Annotated in this window: 21 protein-coding genes and 2 pseudogenes; 10 read left to right on the top strand and 13 right to left on the bottom strand. The window is 64.9% G+C overall.

Annotated features, from left to right (window positions below; genetic code table 11):
• The first annotated feature begins 8 nt into the window (after positions 1 to 8).
• Together G4Z14_RS15705 and G4Z14_RS15700 are read left to right on the top strand one after the other, a co-directional pair.
• Positions 9 to 884 carry a polysaccharide deacetylase family protein gene (locus G4Z14_RS15705; protein WP_164627424.1) on the top strand — a complete coding sequence of 292 codons (876 nt, stop codon included), beginning with the start codon at positions 9 to 11 and terminating at the stop codon, positions 882 to 884.
• The gene (locus G4Z14_RS15700; protein ID WP_164627422.1) at positions 881 to 1,930 is read left to right on the top strand and encodes a C45 family autoproteolytic acyltransferase/hydolase; all 1,050 of its coding nucleotides are present in this window, start codon (positions 881 to 883) and stop codon (positions 1,928 to 1,930) included. The genes G4Z14_RS15705 and G4Z14_RS15700 overlap by 4 nt, the downstream gene beginning before the upstream one ends.
• Before the next feature lie 3 nt (positions 1,931 to 1,933).
• Here G4Z14_RS15700 and G4Z14_RS15695 read toward each other — a convergent pair whose 3' ends face one another.
• The 8 genes from G4Z14_RS15695 to G4Z14_RS15655 form a co-directional block, all read right to left on the bottom strand.
• Positions 1,934 to 2,749 carry a helix-turn-helix transcriptional regulator gene (locus G4Z14_RS15695; protein ID WP_164627420.1) on the bottom strand — a complete coding sequence of 272 codons (816 nt, stop codon included), beginning with the start codon at positions 2,747 to 2,749 and terminating at the stop codon, positions 1,934 to 1,936.
• On the bottom strand, positions 2,746 to 3,510 hold the full coding sequence (locus tag G4Z14_RS15690) for an ABC transporter permease (protein WP_164627418.1): 765 nt from the start codon (positions 3,508 to 3,510) through the stop codon (positions 2,746 to 2,748). The genes G4Z14_RS15695 and G4Z14_RS15690 overlap by 4 nt, the downstream gene beginning before the upstream one ends.
• A complete protein-coding gene (locus G4Z14_RS19290; protein WP_265331869.1) occupies positions 3,510 to 5,441 on the bottom strand; it encodes an ATP-binding cassette domain-containing protein in 1,932 nt (643 codons plus the stop codon). Before G4Z14_RS19290 ends, G4Z14_RS15690 begins: the two co-directional genes overlap by 1 nt.
• Positions 5,442 to 5,444: 3 nt before the next feature.
• Positions 5,445 to 6,584, bottom strand: coding sequence for an ABC transporter substrate-binding protein (locus tag G4Z14_RS15675; protein ID WP_164627416.1), 1,140 nt, complete (start codon positions 6,582 to 6,584; stop codon positions 5,445 to 5,447).
• A gap of 34 nt (positions 6,585 to 6,618) precedes the next feature.
• Entirely contained in the window at positions 6,619 to 7,386 is a 768-nt protein-coding gene (locus G4Z14_RS15670) for an SDR family NAD(P)-dependent oxidoreductase (RefSeq protein ID WP_164627414.1), read from the bottom strand.
• Positions 7,387 to 7,470: 84 nt separating this feature from the next.
• Entirely contained in the window at positions 7,471 to 8,439 is a 969-nt protein-coding gene (locus G4Z14_RS15665) for a PDR/VanB family oxidoreductase (RefSeq protein ID WP_227751791.1), read from the bottom strand.
• Complete coding sequence (locus G4Z14_RS15660) at positions 8,439 to 9,482, bottom strand: Rieske 2Fe-2S domain-containing protein (protein ID WP_227751790.1); 1,044 nt, start codon at positions 9,480 to 9,482, stop codon at positions 8,439 to 8,441. The genes G4Z14_RS15665 and G4Z14_RS15660 overlap by 1 nt, the downstream gene beginning before the upstream one ends.
• 143 nt (positions 9,483 to 9,625) lie before the next feature.
• Complete coding sequence (locus G4Z14_RS15655) at positions 9,626 to 10,243, bottom strand: Lrp/AsnC family transcriptional regulator (protein ID WP_227751789.1); 618 nt, start codon at positions 10,241 to 10,243, stop codon at positions 9,626 to 9,628.
• 129 nt (positions 10,244 to 10,372) lie between these two features.
• Here G4Z14_RS15655 and G4Z14_RS15650 point away from each other — a divergent pair.
• Positions 10,373 to 10,818: pseudogene (locus tag G4Z14_RS15650) on the top strand (IS5 family transposase); the annotation flags it as partial.
• Positions 10,808 to 11,130 (top strand): annotated as a pseudogene (locus G4Z14_RS19235) (transposase); the annotation flags it as partial. The pseudogenes G4Z14_RS15650 and G4Z14_RS19235, both read left to right, overlap by 11 nt.
• 581 nt (positions 11,131 to 11,711) lie before the next feature.
• On the opposite strand, the gene pyrF reads toward G4Z14_RS19235, so the two are convergent.
• Positions 11,712 to 12,401 carry an orotidine-5'-phosphate decarboxylase gene (gene pyrF / locus G4Z14_RS15640; RefSeq protein WP_164627410.1) on the bottom strand — a complete coding sequence of 230 codons (690 nt, stop codon included), beginning with the start codon at positions 12,399 to 12,401 and terminating at the stop codon, positions 11,712 to 11,714.
• A 149-nt stretch (positions 12,402 to 12,550) separates the two neighbouring features.
• On the opposite strand from pyrF, the gene G4Z14_RS15635 reads away from it, so the two are divergent.
• The gene (locus G4Z14_RS15635) at positions 12,551 to 13,324 is read left to right on the top strand and encodes a hypothetical protein (protein ID WP_164627408.1); all 774 of its coding nucleotides are present in this window, start codon (positions 12,551 to 12,553) and stop codon (positions 13,322 to 13,324) included.
• Between the two features lie 97 nt (positions 13,325 to 13,421).
• On the opposite strand, the gene G4Z14_RS15630 is transcribed toward G4Z14_RS15635, so the two are convergent.
• From G4Z14_RS15630 to G4Z14_RS15620, 3 genes are read right to left on the bottom strand one after another with little or no spacing between them, the layout of a single operon-like run.
• Complete coding sequence (locus G4Z14_RS15630; RefSeq protein WP_164627406.1) at positions 13,422 to 14,036, bottom strand: sugar transferase; 615 nt, start codon at positions 14,034 to 14,036, stop codon at positions 13,422 to 13,424.
• Positions 14,033 to 14,968, bottom strand: a complete 936-nt coding sequence (locus G4Z14_RS15625) for an NAD-dependent epimerase/dehydratase family protein (protein ID WP_164627405.1) — start codon at positions 14,966 to 14,968, stop codon at positions 14,033 to 14,035. The genes G4Z14_RS15630 and G4Z14_RS15625 overlap by 4 nt, the downstream gene beginning before the upstream one ends.
• A complete protein-coding gene (locus G4Z14_RS15620) occupies positions 14,965 to 15,750 on the bottom strand; it encodes a helix-turn-helix transcriptional regulator (protein ID WP_164627403.1) in 786 nt (261 codons plus the stop codon). Before G4Z14_RS15620 ends, G4Z14_RS15625 begins: the two co-directional genes overlap by 4 nt.
• Positions 15,751 to 15,849: 99 nt before the next feature.
• Between G4Z14_RS15620 and G4Z14_RS15615 the strand changes: the two genes are divergently transcribed.
• The 5 genes from G4Z14_RS15615 to G4Z14_RS15595 are packed head-to-tail and all read left to right on the top strand — an operon-like array spanning position 15,850 to position 20,589.
• Complete coding sequence (locus G4Z14_RS15615; RefSeq protein ID WP_227751788.1) at positions 15,850 to 16,950, top strand: ABC transporter ATP-binding protein; 1,101 nt, start codon at positions 15,850 to 15,852, stop codon at positions 16,948 to 16,950.
• A 28-nt stretch (positions 16,951 to 16,978) separates the two neighbouring features.
• The gene (locus tag G4Z14_RS15610) at positions 16,979 to 18,136 is read left to right on the top strand and encodes an ABC transporter substrate-binding protein (protein ID WP_321573061.1); all 1,158 of its coding nucleotides are present in this window, start codon (positions 16,979 to 16,981) and stop codon (positions 18,134 to 18,136) included.
• Positions 18,137 to 18,146: 10 nt separating this feature from the next.
• Positions 18,147 to 18,998 carry an ABC transporter permease gene (locus tag G4Z14_RS15605; protein WP_164627399.1) on the top strand — a complete coding sequence of 284 codons (852 nt, stop codon included), beginning with the start codon at positions 18,147 to 18,149 and terminating at the stop codon, positions 18,996 to 18,998.
• A gap of 7 nt (positions 18,999 to 19,005) precedes the next feature.
• Complete coding sequence (locus G4Z14_RS15600) at positions 19,006 to 19,818, top strand: ABC transporter permease (protein WP_164627397.1); 813 nt, start codon at positions 19,006 to 19,008, stop codon at positions 19,816 to 19,818.
• Positions 19,819 to 19,830: 12 nt separating this feature from the next.
• Positions 19,831 to 20,589, top strand: coding sequence for an SDR family NAD(P)-dependent oxidoreductase (locus tag G4Z14_RS15595; RefSeq protein WP_164627395.1), 759 nt, complete (start codon positions 19,831 to 19,833; stop codon positions 20,587 to 20,589).
• Positions 20,590 to 20,656: 67 nt separating this feature from the next.
• On the opposite strand, the gene G4Z14_RS15590 is transcribed toward G4Z14_RS15595, so the two are convergent.
• Complete coding sequence (locus G4Z14_RS15590; RefSeq protein WP_164627393.1) at positions 20,657 to 22,690, bottom strand: NADH:flavin oxidoreductase; 2,034 nt, start codon at positions 22,688 to 22,690, stop codon at positions 20,657 to 20,659.
• Between the last annotated feature and the right edge of the window lie 75 nt (positions 22,691 to 22,765).

Raw genomic sequence — 22,765 nt, 5'->3', positions numbered from 1 at the left:
GGTCTGCCATGGTTGCCTGCGCGCTGACGTTCGACTTCGACGCCATGTCGGTCTGGCTTGGTTCCTACGCCGCGAAGAACCCCTCGATGATTTCGCGGGGGGAGTTCGGCGCGGTTGCGGTGCCGCGCATCCTGGACCTTCTGAAGGGCCACGACCTGCGGGCCACCTTCTTCATCCCGGGACATACCGTGCACGCCTATCCCGACATCGTGCGCCGGGTGGTGGCCGAGGGGCACGAGGTCGGCCACCACGGCTGGGTGCATGAAAACCCGGCCAAGTTCGACGAGGCCGGGGAGCGTGCCAACATGGACCGCGGGTTCGAGGCCTATGCATCGGTTGGGGCGCGGCCCCGGGGCTATCGCTCGCCCTCCTGGGACTTTTCCGAACGAACGATGGAGATCCTGCTCGACTACGGGTTTTCCTACGACTCTTCGCTGATGGGGTCGGACTTCGTGCCTTACTACGCCCGGGTGGGGGACCGCTACGACACCGTCTCACCCTATGTCTTCGGGCGGAATGTCGACGTGGTGGAATTGCCCGTCGCCTGGGTGATGGACGACTTTCCCCATTTCGAATTCGTCGACAACGACACGCAGGGACTTTCCGCGCCGTCGAAGGTCGAGGAGATCTGGCGGGATGAGTTCACCTATGCCAGTCAGGTCACGCCTGAGGGGCTGTGGTCGATCACCATGCACCCGCAGGTGATTGGCCGGGGGCATCGGATGCTGATGCTCGACCGTCTGATCCGGCATATCAAGGCGAACGGGGGAGTGTTCACCACGATGGGGAATTATGTCGATGGCTGGCGGGCGAAGAACCCGCTTGCGGCTTGGGCGGCCTCGGGGGCGCCGCAGGCGCAGATGGCGTGCGGGCGGCGGGCATGACCAGGGTCTACCGTTCGACGCTGACCGATCCGCAAGCACGCGGGCATGATTTCGGCCGCGTTCATGGCGAGAAGATCGCCGCCACCATCGCCGGATACCGCGCGATGTGGGAGGCGGTGGTGCCCGGTCATGACCCCAAACCCGCCGGCCGCGCAGCACTGGCGGCGACGGAAAGTTTTGCCCCGCATCTGGCCGCCGAACTGCGGGGGATGGCGGAAGGATCGGGGATCGACCTGGCGCTCATCGGCGCGATCAACGCGCGGACCGAGATTCTGGCGGCGCTGAAAGCCTCGACCCGGGGGGAGTGTTCGGCGGTCATCGCCCTTCCCCCCGAAGGACCGCCCGTCGCGATACAGACCTGGGACTGGTATCACCGCTTTCGGCAGAACTGGCTGGTGTGGGAGATTCCGCTGGAAGACGGCACCACCACCAAGACCATGACGGAGTACGGCATCGTCGGGAAGGCGGGGCTGAACACACGGGGCCTGGGGCTTCTGTTCACCATCCTGCACCACGAAGCCGACGGCCATGGCATCGGCGTGCCCGTGCATGTCGCGGCGCGGGCGGCGCTGGATCTGGGGCGCGACCTGCATGACGCGGCGCAGCTGCTGGGGACGGCACAGGTTTCGGCTTCATCCTCGCTGAACCTGTCGGCCTGGGAGCACGGGCGGTCGGCCGCGATCACGGTGGAACTTCACCCGGGCGGGCCGGGCCATGTGCTGCCGTCGCGCGACGGGCTTCTGGTCCATACCAACCATTTCCTTGATCCGCGCCCCGCGCGGCAGGACACCGAGCCAGCGGCCTTCCCCGACACGCTGCTGCGCCATGCCATGCTGTCCCGCCGTCTGACCGGAGCCAGCTCGGCAGCACAGGTACTGGACGCGCTCAACTGCCACATGGGGGCGGATTCGGCGCTGTGCTGTCACCCGCTACCGGGCGACCCGGACGACCAGTACGAGACACTGGCGACGGTGCGGCTGAACCTTGCGGCCGGGGATCTGCATGTCCATGAAGGCGGGCCGTGCAGCTGTGGCTGGAACCTGTGACGGTCAGCCCTTGGGCAGCATCCGGTCGATGAACATCATATAAAGCTCGGACTGCGAGGAGATGCGGAGTTTCGCATAAAGGTTCTTGCGGTGGACCTTCACCGTCTCGCCGCTGATCCCCAGGACCGCGCCGGCCGAACCGTTGGAATGGCCGCGCAGCACCAGGTCGGCGATCTCGGCCTCGCGCACGGTCACGCCGAAGGCGGCCAGCCAGTCGCGGGTGGCGCCGGTCCCTGCCGGTTCGTCCCGGCGGTCTAGCCAGCCCGCCACCGCCCGCTCGCTGTGCTGTTTCAACAGCGCCGAAAGGGCCGGTTCCAGGTGCCGCAGCGCCATCAGGTCGGCCCGCGTATAGGGCTGCGAATTGCTGCGGCGACCCAGCGACAGGTGCAGGACGGCCCGGTCGTCGATGGGGTGCAGAAGACCGATCTCGTCGATGATCTCGACCTTCTGGTAATAGGACCGGCAATAGTCCGAGGTGGCGAAACTGTCAGGCGCGATGTCGCAGAGGCGATGCGCCCCCATCCGCCGGGGGTCGAGGCTGGCAAGGTAGAACGGGTCCAGCTGATAGGCGCCCTTGCCGTAGAGAAGCTGGAAATAGTTCGGCTCCTGCGGCGACCACTGGTGCAGGATCAGGGGTCCCCGGTCACGGGCGAAGGCGAGGGCGACCAGATTGTCGATATGAACCTGCGCCCGGATCATCGCCCGCAGCGCCGGGAAGAAATCCGCCGTGCCAAGCGCGCGGATCACCGCCGCCGCATCGCCGGGGTGCAGGCCCATGACCGGCGGCGCGGCCGGAACCGGGATCTGCGCCCGGATCATCCGCGGAACCGGGTCAGCCGCAGCGCGACGGCCGCGGTGCCGATGGTGAACAGAAGGATCAGCGTTCCCAGTGCATTCACCTGCGGGTCGATCCCGGTGCGGAGCATGCCCCAGACCAGTGTCGGCAGAGTATTGCCACCGCCGATCAGGAAGAAGGTGATGATGAAGTCATCCAGCGAAAGGCTCATCGCGATCAGGGCAGCACCGAAGAGGGTCGGGCGGATCAGCGGGAAGGTGACGGTGCGGAAGACGGTGAAGGGGCTGGCACCCAGATCGCGCGCAGAATCGGCCATGGCGGGGTTGAGGTCGCGCAGGCGGGCCGAGACGATCAGGATCACGAAGGGCAGGGTGAAGGTCAGATGGGCCAGGATCACGGTTGCCAGGCTCAGCTTCATCCCGATGGTCGAAAAGAAGGCAAGGATCGCCAGTGCCAGCACCAGGGGCGGCATCATCATCGGCAGACCGAAGAGGAACATCGCCGTGGCAGATCGCCTCGGCCGCATCCGGGCGATGACCATGGCGGCCAGGGTGCCGATGGCGGTCGCGCCCAGACCGACCGAAGCGGTGATGACCAGGCTATTCCGCAAGGCGCCCGCAAATTCGTCCCGCGCCAGAAGAGCGCGATACCAGTCCAGCGTGAAGCCCGGGATCGGAAACGTCATCACGACGCTGGTGCCGAAGGAGAAAAGGATGACAAGGAGAAGGGGCAAGGTCATGAAGGCGGTGATGATCAGGCCAAGGCCGGTGGTAAAGTGGCGCATCATTTTGCCCTCAGAAGGTGACGCAGTCCCGCCCATGCGGCGATGATGACCGCGGTCGACGTGACAAGTGTGGTGAAGGTCATCGCGGCGCCCAGGGGCACGTTCATCCGCAGGCCGAACTGGCTTTCGATGAAATTGCCCATCATCAGCACCTGCGTGCCGCCTACCAGGCGCGGGGTCACGTAGTCGCCCGCCGTCACCAGGAAACAGAGCGCAAAACTGGTGATCAGCGCGGGCACGCAAAGCGGCAGCACCCCATCGCGCAGGACGGCATAGGGCGAGGCGCCAAGGTCGCGGGCGGCCTCCAGGCTGACCGGGTCGATGGCGCGCAACGCGCCGTAGAGCGGCAGGATGGCGAAGGGGAGGAGATAGCTCGTCAGCACCAGCGCAACGGCAGTGGGGGAATAGAGCAGCGCGTCGATGGGTTGGTCGATCACGCCCAGTCCCACCAGCGAAGAATTGATGATCCCCTCGCGCCCCAGGATGGTGCGCCAGGCGTAGATCTTCACCAGGTAGCCGCCGAACAGGGTAAGAAGCGTGGCGCCAAGAAGGAAGGCGCCCAGGAGGCCCGCGCGCGTCCAGATCAGGTGCGCCACGACAAAGGCGAGCACCGTGGTGACCACGGCGATGGCCGCGCTGATAGCGGCGGTAAAGGCGATGGGCCCAAGGTAATCGGCGGCCACCCTGGCATAGTTCGACAAGGAAACGCCGGGTACGACCTTGAAGAGCTTCACCTCCCAGAACGAGACGACGAAGAACCACACCAGCGGCGCGATGAACAGCAGGCCCAGAACGGCCGCGGCCGGGGTCATCAGCGCCGGGTCGCGCCAGAGCGAGGGACGGATGTCGCTCATGCCTCGACCACCCAATGATCGGCGGCATTCCAGCCGACCTCGACATCCTGCCCCGGAGCGAGGCCCGCATCGGCGGAATGCGCGACAAGATGGCACTCGCCAAGCGCCAGCCGGTATTGCACCTGCGCGCCCAGGAACATGCGGTCCGCGACCTGGGCGGTGAAGCGATGCGCGCAGCCTGCGGCCGCAGCCCCAAGCTGCACCCGTTCCGGGCGCAGGCCGACTTCGACCTTGCCGTCGGCACCGGACGACGCGAAGGCAATCAGCCCCGGGACGGGTCACGGTGCCGCCCGCGCGGGTTCCGGGCAACAGGTTCGCCTCGCCGACGAAGGTGGCCACGAAGCGGCTGGCGGGGCGCAGATAGATATCCTCGGCGCTGCCGATCTGTTCGACCCGGCCCCTGTTCATCACCACGATGCGGTTGGCGAGCGCCATCGCCTCGGTCTGGTCGTGGGTGACGAAAACGAAGGTGCCGCCCATCTGCGCGTGCAGGGCGCGAAGCTCTTCTTGCAGGGCCTGGCGCAACTTCAGGTCCAGCGCGGCAAAGGGCTCGTCGAGGAGCAGGACCTTCGGCCGCATGATCAGCGCCCGGGCCAGGGCCACGCGCTGCTGCTGGCCGCCGGACAGGCGGGCGGGCGGGCGGTCGGCGAAGGCCTCCATACGGGTCAGGCGGATCATGTCTTCGACGCGGGCGTCGACCTCGGCCCGCGCCACGCCCTGAAGCCGCAGCCCGTAGCCGATATTCTGGCGCACCGTCATGTGCGGGAACAGGCCGTAGCCCTGGAACACCATGTTGGTCGGCCGCTTTTCCGGCGGCAGGCCGGTCACGTCGCGACCATCGATCTCGATCCGTCCGGCGCTTGGTGCGACGAACCCGCCCAGCATCCGCAGAAGCGTAGTCTTGCCGCAGCCGGACGGGCCCAGGATGGCAAGGAAGTCGCCATCCTGAAAGCTCAGGTCCGCCGGGTAGACGGCAGGGACCCCGTTGTATTCCTTGGACAGGCCCGTCAGGCGGACCAGGGGTTGAGCGGCCACGGGCACGGCTCCCTTCGCAAAGGCAAGCGGGGTCTCCTGCATGGATCAGGCCCGCTGGTAGGTTTCGAAGGCGGCGAGGACCTCGTCCCATGTCACCAGATCGCCTTCGGCTTCCAGCGGGAACATGCCCGGCAGGAACTTGTTGGCGAAATAGCCCTCGACGTCCTTGAAGCCGTAGATTTCGGACGTCATCGGGTCGCTGACCAGCCCCATCGCTTCGGTGTTCACGATGCCAAGAATGTTGGCTTCGGCAAAGCCCTTCTGCGTTGCCGCCGACAGACCCCAGTTGATCAGCGCATGGTCAAGCTCGCGGTTCGGGGCATCCTTGGCGATGTTCACCGTGTCGAAATAGGCGAAGGTCCCCTCGACCGGCGCGGCGATCTTCAGCTTGACCCCGGTGCCATCGACCCATTTGATCATCGGTTCCCAGCCCATGGCCATGTCGATCTCGCCCCGGCCGAACATGTCGGAAATTTCGCCCAGGCTAGACGGGACCGACCGGCTGTTCGCTTTCAGCGCAATCATCGCCTCGACCGTCTTGTCCAACTGCTCGCGGGTCATCTTGGTCGGGTCGGCGATGCCTTCGTTGGCGACGCGGCTCCAGGTGACGATCATGCTCATCACATCCGGGAAGCCGACGACACGGCCCTTCATCGCCGGATCCAGAAGCGCCTTCCAGCTGGTCGGCTCGGCCACCTTGTCGGGGTTGTACATCAGGGGGATCGAGGAATAGGTGAAGGGAATGCCGTACAACGCCCCGTCCACCCGCAACAGCGCATCGAGCTCCTTGAACTTCGGGTGCATCCCGGCAAGGTTCGGCACCAGGCTTTCGTCGATCGGGTCGAGAAGCCCGTTTATCGCGGTGAAGCCGACATACTGATGGATGAAGGTCGTCAGGTCGACCGACCCGATCCCGCCCGACGACAGCTTGGTGATGATGTCCTCGATAGCGGCGATGTAAGTCGGCTGGTAGCTGGTTCCCGCGGCCTTCAGAAGGTCATCGGCCTTGAAGGCCAGATCATAGCCCTCCCAGCCCAGGAAGGCGACTTCGCCCGCTCCGGCAACTGCGGGGCGCAGGCCGAAGCCCGACAGCGCGACCATGCCGCCCGCTCCGGCCAGAAAGCCGCGCCGCGTGAGGCGAAGGCCCGAGGTCTGCGGGCCGGTCCGGGGAAATCTTTGGGTCATCTTCGTTCTCCTGTTGGCCCTGATCGGGGTCGTTTCAGCGGATGATGTGGCCGCCATCCAGGACCAGCTCGGCCCCGGTGGTATAGGCGGATCGGTCGGAGGCAAGGTAAAGCACGGCATCGGCCACCTGCTCGGCAGTGCCGATGCCAAGGGGCGCCATCCGGTTCCATTCCGCCCGCACGGCCGACGTGTCGGGATCGCCCCGCCGGGCGGCGACATCGACGATCTCGCGCTCCAGCATCGGGGTGGCGATGCAGCCGGGGTGGACCGAGTTCACCCGGATGCGGGTGCCGCGCCCGGCACAGTCCAGCGCCGCCGCCTTGGTGAAATGCGCGACGGCCGCCTTCGAGGCGCAATAGGCGGCGTTCAGCCCGTCGGCGATGTTGGCATAGTTCGAAGCGATGTTGATGATCGACCCCTCGCCCTGGGGCAGCATCGCGCGGACGGCGGTGCGGGTGCCCAGGAACACCGAGTCGAGGTTCACGCCCAGCACCCGATGCAGATCGTCGAGGCTGGTTTCCAGAAGGCCCTTCGACAACTGGATTCCCGCGCAGTTGGCCAGGATGTCCAGCCGCCCGGTCTTTGCCAGCACGTCGGCGACCAAGACCTCCCAGCCGGCCTCTTCGCGGGCATCCAGCACCGCGGTCGTGACGCCCGGCAGCGTCGCAAGACCGGCGGCGTCGATGTCCGCGGCCCAGACCGTCGCGCCCTCTTCGGCCAGGCGCAGGGCCACGGCGCGACCTATGCCGCTGGCCGCCCCCGTCACGATGGCCGTCTTGCCGCTGACCCAACCCGTCTTCATGTCTGGTCCTGTTCCCTTGTGCTGGGGGTCATGCTGGGCGCATGAACCGTTGGCCGGAATACCCCGGCGGGGTTAGCCCCGCCGTCAGAGGTCAAGTGTCAGTTCGTTGCCCTTGGCTCGCGACACGCAGGGCAGCATCACATCGCCCCGTGCCCGTTCCTCGTCCGACAGCAGCGTGTCGCGGTGGTCGGGTACGCCCTTCAGCACCCGGCATTCGCAAGTGCCGCAGAAGCCCTGTTCGCAGGAGCTCGGGTGATCCACCCCTGCCGCGCGCAGGCCTTCCAGCAGGCTGACCTCTGGCCCCACGTCGATGAACCGGCCCGACCGTGCCAGGTGCAGGCGCACCATCCCGTCGCCCGGCTGGGTCACTGTCACCGGCGCGAACCGCTCCAGATGCAAGTCGCCGGGACGGCCCGCTGCGGCAAAGGCCGCCTCCAGCGCCGTCAGCAGGCCCGAGGGCCCGCAGGCATGCACGACACCGTCCGCCGCAAGCGCCGGGTAGGTCGAAACGTCGGGCATCCCGTCGCGGTCGGTCTGGACAAGTGACACCCGGAACGGATCCAGCGCCGCCACCTCGGCGGCAAAGGCCATCCGGTCGGCGCTGCGGCCCAGATAGATCAGCCTCCAGTCCACGCCCATCGCCGCCGCCCGCCGGACCATCGGCAGGATCGGGGTGACTCCGATGCCCCCGGCCACGAACAACATCCGGTCGGCGGCCACCATCGGGAAATGGTTGCGCGGGGCCGAGACGCTGATCACCTCGCCCAGCCGCAAACCATGCACCGCAACCGATCCGCCCCGTCCGTCGGGCAGGCGCAGCACGGCAATCCGCCAATCCGCCCCCGGTTCACCGCACAGCGAATATTGCCGGATCACCCCGCCGGGCAGGTGCAAGTCGACATGCGCGCCCGGCTCCCAGCCCGGCAGCGCCCCGCCGACGCCCCGCAGCGTCAGCGAGACCACGTCTTCCGCCTCGATGCGCAGGGACAGGATCCGCACGGCAATCAGCGCCTGGCCTTCGCGGAGCGGCATCAGTTGGCCCCCGTCCGGCATCACGCCCGCTCCTCGGCCTTTTCGGCCAGCGCCACGAAGTCACCGAAGGCGCGGCGGTAATTCAGGGTGAAGAGGTCCGCCGGAACCGAATGCTCCTCGTAGGCCCCGTCCCAATCCACCTCGCGCGGCTCCAGCGCCCCGGCGATCGGCAGGTCCTCGCGGTAGACGGCTTCTTCCAGCACGCAGTTCTGTTCCAAGCTCGACCCCTTGAAGCCGCGCTCGTTTGCAACGCCCCAGAAGATCATCACATGGTCGTATTCCATCGGGCTCGGGAAACCCGCCACCACACGCCTGCCCTTGGCACCATAGTCGTAGGTGATCGTGGCCAGCCCCGGGGCGGCGCAGTGATAGTGCATCTCGCAATCGCCGTCGCCCGCCCATTCCCCGGTCCCGGCATCAAGATGGCGGTCCATCGTGATCATCAGCCCGTTCCGCTTCACCTGCAACGGCTCGACCACATGCGGCGAGGGACCCATCGTCGCCTCGTGGACAAAGGGGAAATGGGCGACATCGCGGAAATTCTCGATGGCCACCGCGACGCCCGTCGTGCTGTCCAAGGGCGTGCCCGCCATCCAGTCGAGCGCGACCCCCTCCCAGACCGGGACATGGTAGAAATCCAGCCCCGGACCGTCGAGCACCGTCCAGACATGGCCCCACTGTTCCCGCACCGGATAGGCGTCCAGCCGCGCCTTCGCGGGCCGCTTCGCCTGATCGTCCAGCGAGGGCACATGGGTGCAGCCGCCCTGCGCGCCGAACTGCCAGCCGTGGTAAGGGCAGGCCAGCGCCTCGCCGTGAACCTTGCCTTGCGTCATGTCGCCGCCCCGATGCGGACAGCGGCGCGACTGCACCACCGCCTGCCCCGAGGCCGTCCGCCAGACGACCAGACGTTCGCCCAGAAGCAGCGCCGGTTGCGGCTGGTCCAGATCGACCGACCGCGCCACCGGCCACCACATCCGCCGCATCGCCCGTTCCGCCGCGTCGCGACGCGGGCCGGTCAGGGGCGGGCGGGTATCGGGGAAAGCGGGTACAGACAGATCAAGCATAGCGGGTCTCCCAAGGGCAGATGCAGCGCCGCAGGGGGTGCGACGTCTTGGCGCATCTTGGGAAGCGAGCCTGCGCAAGTCAACAGTTTTTTCTTCAATAACTGCGCAATGCGCAGAACGCGATGGAAAGTGCTGCGATTTCCTTAACTTGCCTCACTGCCTCCATTCTCCATCGGCGTCGTGAAGCGCAGCTTGTGGACCCGGACTTCCGGCACCACGCGAATCGCCCTTACGCCCGGCAGCGCGGCAAGGCGCTGCCGCAGGTTCCACAGCGCCTCCTGGTCGCGGCTGACGCATTGCGCGCAGATGTCACTGTCGCCAATCGTGCTGGAGAGATAGCTGATCTCGGGCCAGTCCTGGATCTCGGCGATGATCCGGTCATGGGCACCGGGATCGGTCTCGATGAAGACCAGCGCCAGCTGGGCCGGGCCGATCTTGGTTGGGTCGGCAAAAGCCACGATCTGCAACACACCGCTGTCATGCAGCCGCTTCGTCCGCAGCCGGATCGTGGCTTCGGCGATGCCCAGGGTCCGGCCGATGTCCCGCAGCGACCGCCTGCCGTCCTCCTGAAGCTCGCGGATGATCTCTCGATCAGTCTGGTCAAGTTTCAACTGGTAGTCCTTTGCCGACAAGTGAAACGCTAAACGATGCGAATTATGAGTATCTGCACGGCCTTCGGAAAGCCGCAAGGCTTCATTGGGCCGCGCATGTCCTTCAGCATTGTTCAGCCACAGCTCCGAACCGCGTCGTTTGCCTGTCAACCGTTCCGACCGACTGAATGAGCTGACGATGTTCGGCAAGCCAGTTGCATTGTTGCTGCTGTGTCGAGGGTCAGGCCCCATTGATCTTGTGCTTGCGGCGTGATTGAGCCTCCGCGAGGAGACCGAACGATGAGCCGCCGTTTCTGGCTGAGGGACACGCAGATGGCGCGGCTCGAGTCTTTCTTTCCGAAGAGCCATGGCAAGCCGCGCGTCGATGACCGGCGGGTGCTGAGCGGAATACTCTTCATCAATCGCAATGGCTTGCGGTGGCGTGGTGCGCCCAAGGACTATGGTCCCGCCAAGAGCCTCGACAACCGCTGGAAACGGTGGAGCGACAAGGGCCTCTTCGCCCGGATGATGGATGGCCTGGCCTCTGAGGTTGCAGTTCCCAAGACGGTGATGATCGACGCGACCGGCCTGCGGGTGAAAACGGGGGACCCGGCGGCCAGAGAGGCCGTCTGATCGGCCGGATCAAAGGTGGCATGAACCCCAAGCTGCATGCTGTCACCGGCGCCAATGGCCGCCCGATCCGCTTCTTCATGACCGCAGGCCAGGCAAGCGACTACGCCGTCGCGAAACCAATCAGGCGAACGCGACGTCTCGGGCGGGATAACCAGAGCAGGCGACGTCACCCTGCGCCGTGCGCTGTGTCAGGCCGCCACCGTCATGATGTATGAGGAGGGTCAGAAAACAGTCCAGTGGTCTGTATTCCAGACGAATGGCAGGCGGGCGACTGGCGGAGAGCATGGGCCACTCAGGTTGCCCGTCGCCGCTGAGGCAAGCGGGCTTTGGTCGCTCTGGCGCGCCGGATCAGTGTGACCCTGCACCGCATGTGGGTCGATGACACGGACTTGCGGTCTGACATTCCAGCCCCTCATGCCGCCTGACAACCCGAACGCACATCCGTCGCCTGCCTGATCGCAGGCCTTCGATGTCCCCCAGGTCCGCGGTTCCGATGATGCCGTGGTCAGGACTGTTGCCGATCCATATCGAGCATGCCAATGGGATGCGCACATCGGAATTGCATTGAACCAGCATCATGTTGGCGGCCACCGCGCCGACCACGGAGCGAAGCTTGTGCCCGGGGTGATCTTAGTCGAAGCCGGCAGCCACGGCGCCACGGAAAAAACGACCGATGTCGAAACCGCACCCGGACGGCCAGCCTTGCATGCCCAAAACCAGTTGACTGAACCGGCCCGTTACCAAAGGCCTGACCCCAACAGCCATCTTTGCCTCTTTGCGGCAAAAAGAAGATGGGCGGCTAGGTATTTGGCGATGCCGAGGCAGATGCCTGAATCTGTCGCACGAAGACGGAGCGGGTTTCGATGGCACGGCACACTCCAATTTTGCTGTGGAATGCCAGATTTTGGCCTCCATCTGAACGAAATTGGTTCGAGCCAGCGGGCTTGGAGCGATTTCACATAGAAGGCAGTATGCTTCTGCCTGCGCGTCACGTGGCCTGTCCGGGTCAGCCCAACTCCGCCACCACAGCACGCGCCGCCGCCGCCGGGTCGGGCGCCTGCCAGATCGGGCGGCCGATGACGATGTGATCGGCCCCGTCGGCAATCGCCTGAGCCGGGGTGGCAACCCGTTTCTGGTCGCCCAGCGCCGCGCCTGCCGGGCGCACGCCCGGCGTCACGATCAGGCGGCCCGCCGCCTGCGGCAAGGCGCGGATCATTGCCGCCTCTTGCGGGCTGGCGATAACCCCGTCGGCCCCGGCCTCGAGCGCCCGGGCCGCACGTTCCAGCGTGATGTCGTGAATGTCGCCGGGCTTGATGAGGTTGGCGTCCAGATCCGCCCGGTCAAGGCTGGTCAGCACCGTCACCGCGAGGATCTTCAGATTGGTGCCACGCTTGCCTTCCTGCGCCGCCCGCACCACCTGCGGGTCGCCGTGGACGGTGAGGAAGTCGAGGTCATATTGGGCAATGCCACGCACCGCCGCCTCGATCGTGGCGCCAATGTCGAACAGCTTCATGTCCAGAAACACCCGCTTGCCGTGATCCTGCTTCAGCTCATTGGCCAGCGCAAAGCCGCCGCCGGTGAGCATGCCAAGGCCGATCTTGTAAAAACTGACGGCATCGCCAAGGCGGAAGGCCAACTCCAGCCCCTGCACCACGTTCGGCACATCAAGGGCAACGATCAGGCGGTCATCGGACATTTCGGCCTCCGGGCAAGATTTGCCGGGGTTTGCGGCTCAAGGGAGGCCGAGTCAAGCCCGATGCGGCGGCCGGATCATTTGCCAGAACGCGCGGCCATTGACAGGGTCGGGGTGCGCGGCGACTCTGGCGGGATAAAGAGGGACATTTCATGGATTTCAACATCACGGTCGAGCGCCCGGAGGGCGGCCCCAATTCCGGCCCGATCACGGTGGGCTGGTTCCTGACATCGGACAAGGGCGCGGTGATGTATGATCCGCCCGAACGGGTGTCGTTCCGGCAGACCAACAAGGTGCATGCCAAGAGCGCCGGGCGCTGCCCCGGCGTAATCCAGCTGGAAAGCCGGTATTTCATGGTCAGATGCCCCTTCGACATCCACATCGGCTTTGGCCGCGATGACAAGGGCAAGGCGGTGCTGATCAACCGGGCGGGCACAGCGAGCCCGATCCGCGCCAACAAGCTGGGCGAGGTGATGACGCTGGTGAACGAGGCGGAGTGGCGCTATCCCGACCGGCCGACGGTCCAGCTTGCGCTGCCCTACTGTTTCATCGCCGACGAGCTGGTCTACATCACCCAGCTGTCCGCCTTCATGCATTACCGCAAGGAGCAGCTTCCCGGCACGATCTTTGGTGGCCGCTTCCCGATTTCGGTCTGGCCGCGGCCGTTGATGTGGGCCTTCGAGTGGCACGAGCCGGAGAAGGACATCATCCTGAAACGTGGCGAGCCGCTGTTCTATGCCCAGTTCGAGGGCGAAGGCCCCGACCGCCCGGTGCAGGTGGTCGAGGCCGAGCGGACCCCGGAACTGCAGACCTATCTCGAGCAGATCGGCGGCGTGGTGAACTACGTCAACCAGACCTTCAGCCTGTTCAAGGCCGCCGAGGCCATCAGGCCGAAGCGGCTGCTGACGCCGAAACAACGCGAGTAGAGACTGATTTTCATGGATTGAGCGGGCAGCATGCGAACTCATGGTCTTGCGCTGCCGTCGCGAATTCGGAGCATGCGTCAGGGTAGAACGAGCCTGCCTATCCCCGCGTCCGGCGCTTGCGAAACACTGTGCGGATCATGAGCCAGATGTCGAAACAAAGCGAGCGGTGGGCCTGATAGATCAGGTCCAGCCGGGCCTTGCGTGGCACGCAGGCGCGGCGATAGATCGCCTCGGTTTCTTCGGCGGATCGGCTGGCAGCCAGAAGCCTTTGTTCGTGGCGGTGATAGGTGATCGTCGCCAGTCCGGTCAGACCGGGACGCGAGCGCAGGACGGGGCCGTAGATCCTGGGGTAATCCTCGACGTAAAGTCTCAGCGGGGGGCGTGGCCCGACAAAGGACATGTCGCCCTTCACGATGTTCCAAAGCTGCGGCAATTCATCAAGCCGCGTGCGGCGCAGGAAGGCTCCCAACCGCGTGATCCGCCCCGCCTTGTCCGCCCCTGTCACCCCCCGGTCCGCCGCGTCGGTTCGCATGGTGCGAAACTTGACCAGCTGGAAGCCCTGTGTCGGGGTTTTCATCCGCTCCGAGACATAGAATACCGGGCGGCCATCGAGGAGCAGGACCAGCAGCGCCAGCGCAAGGAGGACCGGGGCCAGCAGAACCGACAGGGCCAGCGCCACCGCAAGGTCAAGAAGGCGTTTCGAACGGGTCATGCGGGCAGGGTTGCCTTCCATTGCGCCACCATGGCGGCGGGATCGCTGTCTTTTTCCACCATCGGGCAAAGCCGGGCAAGGCGGCTGCAGTCCAGCGTGATGGATTGATGCGCCGTGGCGGGGGCCGGAACCATCATGCAGGGCCAGCCGGTGGCGGTTGCCAGCGCTGCCATGCGGACAGGGCCGGGGGCGGCAAGGTTCAGAACCTCGGGCAAGCGGCTGGGGAAAAGGGAGAGGTTCGCCAGAACCCGCGCCATGGTCTGCGGCCCGATATAGGACCGCAAGGGGCCAAGCCCGTCGGCAAAGGTATCAATCCTGACGGGCGTGCGCGGGCCGGAGGTCCGCAGGGCTGCGGTCAGCGGATGAAGCAGCGCGTCCGCTCCGGCGACATTGCCGATCCGCAGCGACACCACATCAAGCCCGGCTTGCCGGTAAGGCTCTGCCACCGCCTCCATTGCCAGCTTCGCTCGGCCATAGGGCGAAAGCGGGGCGGGAAGGGCGGTCTCGGCAAAGGGTTGCCCCTTGGCTTCGACGCCGTAGACCGCCGAAGACGAGGCCAGCAGCACCCGTTGAATCCCGGCAGTCTGCGCCGCGGCAAGACAGGCCATCGCCAGCACCTGATTTCCCTGAAGCTCTGCCTCGCTGATCCCCGGCGCGGGCGTAACCCCGACCAACATGACCAGCGCACATGGCTGCACACCGATACGAGCGAGATGGTCCAGAAGTGCCGAGGGGCCATCAAGTGGTGACCAAAGAAATCCGTCCGTCCGCATCGGCGGCCGGCGCTGCGACGCCAGCAGCGGCACGCTTTTGGGCCAGTGATGCACCACAAGCCGCCCGACCCGACCGGAGGCACCAACCAGCAGGACCGGCCCCCTTTCCTGTGAACCGGCTCCCGTGCGTGAAGATTGCCTGCTGTCGCCCGAACTCATGCCGCCCCGATGCCCTGAATGAACTGCGAAAACAACTCGCCCTGAGAGCTGATCTTCAGCTTGGCATAGACGTTGCGGCGATGGATGCGGACGGTGCCGGGGGCGATGCCGAGAATGCGGCCTGTCGCTTCGGCCGAATGGCCCTTCAGGGTGTACTCGACAATCTCGCGTTCGCGTCCGGTCAACACGCCCTGCCCGAAGCTGTGGAAGGACTGCTCGATCTGGCTTTGCGCTGGCAGCCCCTTTGCCGGCGCCGCAGCGAAGCGGTCCACCAGATCGACCCAATGACGGCGGATGCAGGCTTCGACCACCGGGCGGGCCAGCTCCAGCGCGCGCAGGTCGCGGGCTGAGAAGGTTTTTTTGTCCCGCATCATCGACAGCACCACCGTCGCCCCGTCACGAAGCGGGGCAAAGAAGGCGATTTCCTCGGCGAGACCGGTCTGCACATAGTAATTGCGGAAATATTCGCCCTGATAAAAGCGGTCCGGTGCCAGATCGCGGATGCGATACAACCCGGCGGCAACTGGCCTGCTCGCGGCAAGAAAGAACGGGTCCAGAAGATAGGGGCCGTCCTGATAGTCGGTGACGAAGACCTTGCGCTTTTCGTCCGGGAAGTCGTCGAACAAATCCAGCGGCCGGGCTGTGCCGTGATAGCCGAAGATCACCGTATAGGTGTAGGGCGCCGCGGCCCGCAACAAAGCGGCGAGTGCGGCTGGCAGGTCGGGCGTTCCGATCGCGGAGATCGCCGCGCCGATCAGCGGCATCCATGCCATCTCACGCATGGCGCACGTCTGTTTTGAGCATATATGCAATTTGTGATATATACAGCAAACGGCCCCTTTCTTACGCTTTGACCCGAGATCAAGCATATGTGCTGACGGATGAAAAGCAACCCGACCCTGACTGACGCCCCGATCGCCGAACTGCGCTCCGCCTCGAAGCGGTTCGGCGCGGTTCTGGCGGCCGATGATCTGAACCTGTCGATCGAACGCGGAGAGTTCCTGTCGTTTCTTGGCCCGTCCGGTTGCGGCAAGACCACGGCGCTGCGGATGCTGGCAGGGTTCGAGCCGCCGAGTTCCGGGCAGGTCTTGCTGGATGGGCAGGTGGTCAATGACCTGCCCGCCTATCGCCGTCCGGTGAACATGGTGTTCCAGCATTACGCGCTGTTTCCGCACCTGACAGTGGCCGAAAACATCGGCTACGGCCTGCGCCAACAGCGGCCCCGCCCATCGACGGCCGACATCGCCAAGGCGGTCGACAAGGCGCTGGAGACGGTCCGCCTGCAGGGTTTCGGGCCGCGCCGGATCTGGGAAATGTCGGGCGGACAGCAACAGCGGGTGGCCTTGGCGCGGGCAATCATCAATCAGCCGAAGCTTCTGCTTCTGGACGAGCCGATGGCGGCCCTGGACAAGAAGCTGCGCCGGGACATGCAGATCGAATTGCAGTCCTTGCAGCGCAGCCTTGGCATCACGTTCGTCTTGGTGACGCATGATCAGGAAGAGGCGCTGTCGATGAGCGACCGCATCTGCATCATGCGCGGTGGCAAGATCGTGCAGATCGGCAGTCCGCGCGATCTCTATGACCGGCCAAAGAACCGCTATGTGGCGGATTTTGTTGGGAAATCGAACTTTTTCGCGGGCACGGTCGATGCCGGCGGCGGCAGTCTGACCGCGACGGGCCACCGTCTGGCCGGACGCCCGACGCAAAGCCTGATCGCCGGGCAGGCGGCCTGGGCCAGCTTGCGGCCCGAACAGATCAGCCTGACTCGGCAACCGGGTGAGGGCATCAGCCTGCCAGTGCAGGTCGAGACCCGGATCTTTCTAGGGGAGCATACCGAATATCTGGTGAAGAACGCCGATCTGGGCGCGTTTCAGGTGCTGGTGTCGCGGCAGGCCGAATCCACCGAGGGCGGGTTTGAGCCGGGCGACAAGGCCTTTGCGGGGTGGCAAGACGGCGCGGCGCTGATCCTTGCCGATGACTGACAACAACAAGACAACTGGGAGAATGACCATGACAGACCGGAATGACACAATCTCGCGGGAAATGTTTATCGCAGAACTGATGCGCTACAGGAAAGGCTCGGTCACGCGCCGGCATTTTCTGGGTGTGACGGGGCTTGGACTGGCGACCACTGTTCTGGGTTCGGCAGTGCCGGGCCTGCGCGGCGCGGCCTGGGCGCAAGCGGACATCGGTGACAGGGTGGTACTGGCAAGCTGGCCGAACTACCACGACCCGGCCAACTTCGAGGCCTTCCAGACGGCGACAGGTGCCGCGGTGGACCTGAGCGTCTTTGGTTCGAACGAGGAAATGCTGGCCAAGCTGCAGGCGGGGGGCTCGGGCTGGGATGTGTTCGTGCCGACGAACTACACCATCAGCACCTATGTCGCGGAAGACCTGATCGAGGCGCTGGATCTGTCGCGGATCCCGAACTACGATCTTGCCTCCTTCGACCCGCGCTTTGCCGAGCCGGGAACTGTGGACGGCGTGGTCTATGCCGTGTCGCGCAACTGGGGCACCACCGGCTATGCGGTGAACACGGCGCAGACCGGCGGCAAGAAGCTAACCTCGTGGAAAGAGTTCTGGGACATCACCAGGGCCGAATTCTCGGGCCGCACCATGGTACATGACTATCAGCTCACCACCATTGGCAATGCGCTGAAATACTTCGGCTATTCCTTCAATTCGATTGACCCGAAGGAACTGGCCGATGCCGAAAAGCTGCTTCTCGAGGTCAAGCCGCACCTCTTTGCCATCAATTCCGATTACCAGCCCTCGATGCGGTCGGGCGATGCCTGGATGACGATGTGCTGGACAGGCGACGGCAAGCAGTTGCACCGCGACATCCCCGAGATCGAATATGTTCTGGGCAGCGAAGGGGGCGAGCTGTGGTCGGACTTTCTGGCCATTCCGAAAGGCGCACCGCATCTGGACGCGGCCTATGCGCTGATCAACTACCTGCTGGATCCGGCGGTGAATGTGAAGGAAGTGCTGTTCCATGGCTACCCGGTGGCCGACAAGCGCGTCGATGCGCTTTTGCCGCCGGAAATCCTGAACGACCCGATCATGTATCCGGCGGCCGACCTGCTCAGCCCGCTGGAATTTGGCGCGGCGGTGACGTTGACCGACCCGGGCCGCGCGGAGCTGATGGCGCGCTTCAAGTCGGCGTAAGGGGGCGATGATGCGGCCACGATACCGGACAGCGCTATTTCTGCTTCCTGCAGGGGCATGGTTCCTTTGCATGCTGGTGCTGCCGCTCGTGGTCGTCTTCGTCTTTTCCTTTGGCGAGCGGGGGCCGGCCGGCGGCTATGTTCCCGCTTTCACCTTTGACAACTTCCTCAACCTCGGCACGCGCTGGGCGGCGTTCAAGAATACGCTGGTGCTTGCGCCGGTCGGAACCCTCGCCTGCCTGCTGATCGCCTATCCGCTTGCCTATTTCCTGGCGATCCGGGCGGGTGACAGATGGAAAACCCTGCTCCTGATCCTGGTGATCGTGCCGTTCTGGACCTCGATCCTGATCCGCAGCTATGCGTGGATCTTCCTTTTGGGCGGGCAGGGTCTGCCGGCGCTGCTGGACAGTCTGGGCCTTGGCAATCCGCGGCTGATCAACACGCCCTTCGCGGTGCTGGTGGGCATCGTCTATGGCTACCTGCCGCTGATGGTGTTCCCGATCTATGTCAGCCTTGAAAGGTTGGACAAACGCCTGCTTGAAGCCTCCAGCGATCTGGGCTGCCCGCCGGCGCGGACTTTTCTGAACGTGACCTTGCCGCTGTCGATGGCAGGCGTGGCAACCGGCTGCATGCTGGTGTTCATCCTGCTGATGGGGGAATTCCTGATCCCGGCGATGCTGGGCGGCGGCAAGGTGTTCTTTGTCGGCAATGCGCTGGTCGACCTGTTCCTGCAATCGCGCAACTGGGCTTTCGGATCGGCAGTAGCGGTCGCCCTTGTGCTGGTGATGCTGGTCACCGTCACCGCCTATATGCGGGCGACCCGGCGCTGGGCCGGTGGCCGTGATGACGTGTCATTGATGTGAGGGCGCGATGCGGATCTATGCACTGGCCGTCTATCTGTTCCTTTACATCCCGATCGGGATCATCGCGCTGTTTTCGTTCAACGCGGGAAAGCACGCCAGCCAGTTCACCGGCTTTTCGCTGCAATGGTATGGCAAGGCGCTGGGAAATCCCTTTGTCACCGAAGCCTTCCAGACCAGCCTGATCGTGGCCGCCGTCTCGGCGCTGCTGGCGACCGTCTTTGGAACCATGGCGGCGCTGGCGTTGCAATCGGTGAAGGGGCGGCTGCGGGTGGCCTTCGATGCGCTGATCTATGTCGCGGTGATGGTGCCGGGAATCGTGATCGGCATTGCCACGCTGATCGCGCTGGTGACAGTGTTCGACTGGCTGAACCCGACGCTGGCGGCGCTGTGGCCAGTGGCTGACGCCGCTCCGCAGCTGTCTCTGGGATATGGCTCGCTGATCGCGGCGCATGGGCTGTTTTCGATGGCGCTGGTCATCATCATCGTGCGCGCCCGCATTGCCGGCATGGACCGCAGCCTGATCGAGGCCTCTGCCGACCTTGGTGCAACGCCCTGGGGAACCTTCCGCCAAGTCACCTTGCCGCAAATCTTTCCCGGCATCCTGGCGGGTTTCCTGCTGGCCTTCACCTTCAGCTTTGACGATTTCATCATCGCCTTCTTTGTCGCCGGGTCGCAGACCACGCTGCCGATCTATGTGTTCTCGTCGATCCGCCGCGGGGTCACGCCGGAAATCAATGCCATCGGCAGCATGGTTCTGGCGGTATCGCTGATCCTGCTCATCACCGCGCAGTTGGTCCTGCGACGCGACCGCAAAGCCTGAACGGAGCCAGTGATGCATCTCGCAAACCGGGTGGCCTTTGTGACAGGAGCCGGGTCGGGCATTGGTCGCGCCGGGGCCTTGGCCATGGCGGCCGAGGGCGCGCATGTCGTCGTCAGCGATCTGGATGGACGCGCCGCCGCCGCGGTTGCCGACGAGATCCTTGCCGCGGGCCGGCAGGCCACGGCCATCGGGCTTGACGTGACCGATGACGCCGCGGTGCGCGACGCGTTGGCCGCTGTGGCGCAGCGGCATGGCCGGTTGGATGTGCTGCATTCACATGCGGGCCTTCAGGTTCCGGGCACGCTGGAACAGGTGACGGCAGAGCAGATGGATGCCTCATGGGCGCTGAACGTGCGGTCGCATTTCGTGGCGGCGCAGGCGGCGATGGCGGTGATGCGGCCGCAGGGCAGCGGGTCGATCATCCTGACGGCCTCGAATTCCGGTGTGCAATATGACCGCGGGATGATCGCCTATTGCACCACCAAGCACGCCGTCGTCGCCATGGCCAAGCAGATCGCAGTGGATTACGCGCGGTTCGGCGTGCGCTGCAACGCGCTATGCCCCGGATTTGTAGATACCCCGTTCAACCATGGTTTCGAACAGCAGATGTCGGGCCGGGCGGGGCTGGAGGCCTATGTCGCGACCGCAATTCCGATGCAGCGCTTTGGCACGGTCGAGGAGATTGCGCAAAGCATCGTCTATCTGGCCTCGGATCAATCCTCGTTCATGACTGGCCATGCGTTGGTGATCGACGGGGCAGAAAGCCTGTAGAGCCCGGAAATGCATCTGCGCGCCCCGTTGGACAGGGCGCGCAGCGGTTGGCTTCAGAGAAGGGGACTCAGATGTCCTTCATCAGGCGCAGCGCGTCATAAATGGCCGCATGGGTGTTGCGGCTTTCGACGGCGTCGCCGATACGGAACAGCTTGAAGCCCGCCGGCCCGCCGTTCATCGTCTGCGGCTGGCCCGCAATCAGCGCGTCATAGTCGACCGCGCCAAGGTTCTCTGACTGCGGTTTCAGATCAAAGTAGATGTCGTCCAAAGGCGCCGTGCCGTGGTTGACGATGATCTGGTCGAAGTCGCGTTCCTGGCCAAGATCCATGTAATCGGAATCGATCACAGCGGTCAGACGGTTGCCCGATTTCTTCACGCCTGTCAGGCGATAGGTCACGGTGAAAGTCACCTTCTTGTCCTGCATGGCGCGCATGTAGGGCACAAGGTTCATCGCCATGACTTCCGGCGCAAAGCTGCGGTCGGGGGTCATCACCTCAACCGTCGATCCGGCTTCGGCCAGCAGTTGCGCGGCCTGCAGGGCCGAATGGTCGCCCGCGTCGTCGAACAAAAGCACGTTCTGGCCCGGCTTCACGTCGCCCGCCAGGATATCCCAGGCATTGACGGTCAGGTCGTTGCCGAAGGCCAGGATGTCCTTCTGCGGCAGGCCGCCGGTGGCGATGATGACGACATCGGGCTTTTCCGCCAGAACATCGGTCGCCTCGGCAAAGGTGTTGAAGCGGAACTCGACATCGCGCGCCGCACATTGCGCCATGCGCCAGTCGATGATTCCGATCATTTCCGACCGCCGCTTGGTCAGCGAGGTCAGGCGCACCTGCCCGCCGGGCTGGTCCGCGGCTTCGAACACCACGACCTGATGGCCCCGCTCGGCGGCGACACGGGCGGCTTCCAGACCCGCAGGACCGGCGCCGATGACCACGACCTTCTTCAGCGCTTTGGCCGGGGTGATGGTATGGGGCATGGTGCTTTCCCGACCGGTCGCCGGGTTGTGGATGCAAAGCGCCATGCCGCCCTGATAAATCCTGTCAAGGCAATAGGTTGCGCCGACACAGGGCCGGATGTCCTCTTCGCGCTTCTCGATGATCTTCTGCACGATATGCGGATCGGCCATATGCGCCCGCGTCATGCCGACCATGTCCAGCTGGCCCGAGGCCACGGCATAGCGCGCGGTTGCCACATCGGGGATGCGGGCGGCGTGGAAGGTGGGCAGGCCGACCTCGGCCTTCAGGCGGCCCGCCAAGTCAAGGTGCGGCGCCGATTTCATGCCCTGAATCGGGATCATGTCGGTCATTGCCGGGTCGGTGTGGATGCGGCCACGGTTGATGTTCATGAAATCGACCATGCCGGAATCGCGCAGCATCTTGCCCAGCGCGACACCTTCCTCGACCGTCGTGCCGCCTGCCTGCGCCTCTTCGCCGCCAAAGCGGACTCCGAGAATGAACTGGTCTCCCACGCGCTTGCGGCAGGCGGCGACAACCTCCAGCAGCAGTCGGGCGCGGTTCTCCAGATTGCCGCCATAGGGGGCGTCCATCCGGTTGGTCAGCGGCGAGATGAACTGGTCGAGCAGGTGGCCATGGGCGAGGAACTCGACACCATCAAGACCCGCGGCCTTCATCCGTTCGGCCGCATCGGCGTAGTCCTCGATGATGCGGTCAAGATCCCATTGCTCGGCCTTCTTCGGGAAGGCACGGTGCGACGGTTCGCGTTCCGGTCCGGCGGCCACGACCGGCAGCCAGTCGCCCTTGTCCCAGCGGGTGCGGCGGCCAAGGTGGGACAGCTGGATCATCACGGCCGCGCCGGCGTCGTGACAGTCGTCGGCAAGGCGCTTCATCCACGGAACGACCTCGTCCTTCCAGACCAGGAGGTTCGAGAACACCGGCGGGCTGTCACGGCTGACCGAGGCGGAGCCGGCCGTCATCACCATGGCGACACCGGCCTTGGCGCGTTCCAGATGGTAAAGCCGGTAGCGGTCCTTCGGCATGCCATCCTCGCCATAGGCAGGTTCATGGCTGGTGGTCATGATGCGGTTGCGCAGCGTCAGGTGTTTCAGCTGATAGGGCTGCAGAAGCGGATCGTTCGACATGGCTGTCCTCCCGTGAATTGCCGCCAGACTATTGTCCGCGCGGCGCAAGTCAACAAAAATCGACACTGGTGTCGA

The organism is Tabrizicola oligotrophica (assembly GCF_011008935.1).
In the GTDB taxonomy this organism is placed as follows: domain Bacteria; phylum Pseudomonadota; class Alphaproteobacteria; order Rhodobacterales; family Rhodobacteraceae; genus Tabrizicola_A; species Tabrizicola_A oligotrophica.
This window is presented reverse-complemented; position numbering and strand designations above follow the sequence as displayed.

Coding starts and splice junctions, on each gene's coding strand:
- G4Z14_RS15705 (WP_164627424.1), top strand. CDS start 9: ATGGTTGCCTGCGCGCTGACGTTCGACTTCGACGCCATGTCGGTCTGG.
- G4Z14_RS15700 (WP_164627422.1), top strand. CDS start 881: ATGACCAGGGTCTACCGTTCGACGCTGACCGATCCGCAAGCACGCGGG.
- G4Z14_RS15695 (WP_164627420.1), bottom strand. CDS start 2,749: ATGATCCGGGCGCAGATCCCGGTTCCGGCCGCGCCGCCGGTCATGGGC.
- G4Z14_RS15690 (WP_164627418.1), bottom strand. CDS start 3,510: ATGCGCCACTTTACCACCGGCCTTGGCCTGATCATCACCGCCTTCATG.
- G4Z14_RS19290 (WP_265331869.1), bottom strand. CDS start 5,441: ATGCAGGAGACCCCGCTTGCCTTTGCGAAGGGAGCCGTGCCCGTGGCC.
- G4Z14_RS15675 (WP_164627416.1), bottom strand. CDS start 6,584: ATGACCCAAAGATTTCCCCGGACCGGCCCGCAGACCTCGGGCCTTCGC.
- G4Z14_RS15670 (WP_164627414.1), bottom strand. CDS start 7,386: ATGAAGACGGGTTGGGTCAGCGGCAAGACGGCCATCGTGACGGGGGCG.
- G4Z14_RS15665 (WP_227751791.1), bottom strand. CDS start 8,439: ATGCCGGACGGGGGCCAACTGATGCCGCTCCGCGAAGGCCAGGCGCTG.
- G4Z14_RS15660 (WP_227751790.1), bottom strand. CDS start 9,482: ATGCTTGATCTGTCTGTACCCGCTTTCCCCGATACCCGCCCGCCCCTG.
- pyrF (WP_164627410.1), bottom strand. CDS start 12,401: ATGTCCGATGACCGCCTGATCGTTGCCCTTGATGTGCCGAACGTGGTG.
- G4Z14_RS15635 (WP_164627408.1), top strand. CDS start 12,551: ATGGATTTCAACATCACGGTCGAGCGCCCGGAGGGCGGCCCCAATTCC.
- G4Z14_RS15630 (WP_164627406.1), bottom strand. CDS start 14,036: ATGACCCGTTCGAAACGCCTTCTTGACCTTGCGGTGGCGCTGGCCCTG.
- G4Z14_RS15625 (WP_164627405.1), bottom strand. CDS start 14,968: ATGAGTTCGGGCGACAGCAGGCAATCTTCACGCACGGGAGCCGGTTCA.
- G4Z14_RS15620 (WP_164627403.1), bottom strand. CDS start 15,750: ATGCGTGAGATGGCATGGATGCCGCTGATCGGCGCGGCGATCTCCGCG.
- G4Z14_RS15615 (WP_227751788.1), top strand. CDS start 15,850: ATGAAAAGCAACCCGACCCTGACTGACGCCCCGATCGCCGAACTGCGC.
- G4Z14_RS15610 (WP_321573061.1), top strand. CDS start 16,979: ATGACAGACCGGAATGACACAATCTCGCGGGAAATGTTTATCGCAGAA.
- G4Z14_RS15605 (WP_164627399.1), top strand. CDS start 18,147: ATGCGGCCACGATACCGGACAGCGCTATTTCTGCTTCCTGCAGGGGCA.
- G4Z14_RS15600 (WP_164627397.1), top strand. CDS start 19,006: ATGCGGATCTATGCACTGGCCGTCTATCTGTTCCTTTACATCCCGATC.
- G4Z14_RS15595 (WP_164627395.1), top strand. CDS start 19,831: ATGCATCTCGCAAACCGGGTGGCCTTTGTGACAGGAGCCGGGTCGGGC.
- G4Z14_RS15590 (WP_164627393.1), bottom strand. CDS start 22,690: ATGTCGAACGATCCGCTTCTGCAGCCCTATCAGCTGAAACACCTGACG.